Source organism: Micromonospora sp. M51 (assembly GCF_018070305.1).
Taxonomy (GTDB): domain Bacteria; phylum Actinomycetota; class Actinomycetes; order Mycobacteriales; family Micromonosporaceae; genus Micromonospora; species Micromonospora parva.
Genome location: NZ_JAGPXZ010000728.1, coordinates 1 through 3,025, shown reverse-complemented (window position 1 = coordinate 3,025; position 3,025 = coordinate 1). Strand labels below are relative to the sequence as shown.

Sequence of the window (3,025 nt, the reverse complement as noted above, 5' to 3'; positions counted from 1 at the left end):
GCCAACAGCGACACGGTCCGCCGGACACCGGGCAGCGATGGGGCACCGGCTTCCTGCTGCACTCGCCGCCGGCCCGGCCCCTGCTCGGTGAGCGCAGCTTCGGCCACGACGGCGCGGGCGGGAACCTGGCCTTCGCCGACGCCGAGCACCAGGTGGGATTCGGCTACGTGGTCAACCAGATGCGGGGGATGGGCGACGAGCGGGCGAACCGGCTAACCGCCGCCCTCCGCACCTGCCTCGAGACCTGACCCGGGCCGCCCCACCCCACCCCGGCCCGCCACCGGGGTGGGGTTTCGGCGTGGCCAACCGTCCACTGTGGATCGGGGGGATGTTACGGGGATACTTCGGGCACGTTTCATCGATAGTCTTGACAGGTGTTGTTAGCGATAACACCATGGCCTTCACGCCGCTCTCGCGTTTGGAGCTCGTCTTGGTCGTGTCGATCCGCTCGGGTGTCCTGAACTCCTCCCGCATCACTCCTGTGAACAGCCTGAACGCCCTCGCACGCCGCACCGGGCGCGCGCTGAGCCGGCTGGTGTCCACAGTGCTGCCACGTCGGCTGCGCCCACTGTGCGCGTTCGCATCGGCGGCCACCCTGGTCGCCGCGAGCCTGATGGTCACCCCGGCCGCCGCGCACGACGCCGACGGCTGGTCGCCCCGGTCGTCGTACACCTCGACCGACACCGGCGCCGGCACCTACTCGGTGCCGCTGCTCAACGCCGACGTGCCGGACATCAGCGTCGAACGCGTACCGGCCGCCGAGAACGACGAGGGCCGCGACCTCTACTACATGATCAGCACGACCATGCACCTGAGCCCGGGCGCGCCGATCATGAAGTCGTACGACCTGGTCAACTGGGAGATCGTCAACTACGTCTTCGACCGGGCGAGCATCGGCGACTCCTTCTCGCTGCGCAACGGTCAGAACTCGTACGGCCAGGGCCAGTGGGCGTCGTCGCTGCGCTACCACGACGGCACGTTCTACGCCGTCTTCAACACCAACAACCTCAGCGGGGCGTACCTCTACCGCACCGACGACATCGAGAACGGCCCGTGGCAGCGCACCGCCCTCGGTCGTGGCCTGCACGACCCGTCGCTCTTCTTCGACGTCGACGGCACGCCGTACATCTTCTATGGCTCCGGCGGCACCAGCGCCGTCCGCCTCAACGCCGGCCTGACCGCCATCGCGCAGGACTACCCGAACATCTTCACCGCCAACAACTACGCCGGGCAGCCGTTCATCGGCGGTCTGTTCGAGGGCGCGCAGGTCTACCACATCGACGGCTGGTACTACGCCGTCATCATCACCTGGCCGTCCGGGCAGGGACGCCAGGTCGTCATGTTCCGGTCGAAGGACCTGCTCGGGCGCTACACCTCGGCCGGTGGAGTCAACACCTACGAGGCGCGCGGCGTGCTCAACTCCAACGGCTTCGCCCAGGGCAGCCTGGTGCCGATCAGCCGCGCGGACGGCCGCACCGACTGGCACGGCATGTTCTTCCGGGACACCTTCCCGATCGGTCGGATCCCGGCGCTCATCCCCGCCACCTGGCAGGACGGGTGGCCGACCTTCGGCGCAGGCGGGGTCGTGCCGGTCAACGGCCTGTTCGACAAGCCGATCCGGCTCAGCCCGGCGGAGGAGACGTTCGAGCGGCAGAAGAGCATCGTCGCCCCGGACGACTTCGCCAACGACGCGCCGCACCGGGCGTACCAGGACGAGCAGTGGACGGTCCCGGCGCCGCTCGACCCGGCGGAGATCGCCCCCAACGGGTCGCGGCTCGACCTGGCGTGGGAGTGGAACCACGCCCCGGACAACCGGTACTGGTCGCTCACCGACCGCGACGGTTGGCTGCGGTTGACGGCCGGCACCGTCGTCACCGGCCAGTACGTCTACACGAAGCTGTCCAACCGGGCCGAGCTGGCGTGGTTCGAGGAGGCGCGCAACACGCTCTCCCAGCGGACGTTCGGGCCACGGCAGTCGGTCCAGACCCGGATGGACATCAGCGGGATGAAGAACGGCGACGTCGCGGGCCTGGCGGCCTACAACCGCGGATTCTCGTACGTGGCGGTGAAGCGCGTCGACGGCGTCAACACCCTCGGTGTGGTGAACCGGTCGCAGCCGTTCGCTGTCGACCTCGACCAGTCGACGCTGGAGAACTTCGTGGCGGGCACGACGGTGCCGCTGGGCGACGCCACCGACGTGCACGTGAAGGCCGACCTCGACTTCGCCTCGCCGGTGGGCCAACTGTGGACGACGTTCTACTACAGCCTGGACGGGGTCCAGTGGACCCGGCTGGGCAACCGCGTCGGCCCGCAGGCTCTCGACGGCAGCCTCGCGCACTTCATGGGCCACCGGGTGGGTCTGTTCACCTACGCGACCCAGGAGGCTGGTGGCCACGTCGACTTCGACAACTACCTGCTCAGCGACGTGCTGACCGCGCAGGCCCGACCGTTGGACACCACCGCCCTCGACGCGGCCATCGCCCACGCGCGGACGCTCGACGCGCGCCACTACCCGGCCGACGCCTGGGCCACGACGCAGGCCGCGCTCGCCGCGGCGAGCGCGGCGCGGGCCGGTCACCTCGGCACCCAGAACGAGATCGACGCGCCGGAGCGGGCGCTGAGCTACCAACTGGCCCGACTCGCGGTGCTGGCCGCGCTGCCCGCCACGGCCACCGCCGAGGTGCGCTGCCTGGGCGGGAAGACGTACGTGGCGGTGCAGGCGCGCAACGACTCGACCGAACCGGTCGAGATCACCGTGCAGACCCCGTACGGGAACCGGTCGTTCGCGGCCGTCGCGCCGGGAGCGAACGTTTACCAGTCGTTCAACACGCGTACGGCGTCCGTGCCGGCCGGCTCGGCGACGGTCCGGGTCAGCGGCACTGTCGCCGGTCAGGACGTGAGCACCGTCCACTCCACGCCGCACCCCGCCAACGCCTGCGGCGGCTGACCCCACCACGAGCCCTCGGCTCGTCGACCGTCACCACCGGCGACCGGCCGGACGGTGCGGAACAGCGGACCTGTCCCG

Annotated in this window: 2 protein-coding genes; both read left to right on the top strand. The window is 70.2% G+C overall.

The window, feature by feature from the left end:
- On the top strand, positions 1-248 hold a 248-nt coding region (locus KBX53_RS27765), incomplete at its 5' end, for a serine hydrolase (RefSeq protein ID WP_210862476.1).
- Between the two features lie 233 nt (positions 249-481).
- Complete coding sequence (locus KBX53_RS27760) at positions 482-2,947, top strand: glycoside hydrolase 43 family protein (RefSeq protein WP_309140871.1); 2,466 nt, start codon at positions 482-484, stop codon at positions 2,945-2,947.
- Positions 2,948-3,025 lie beyond the last annotated feature (78 nt).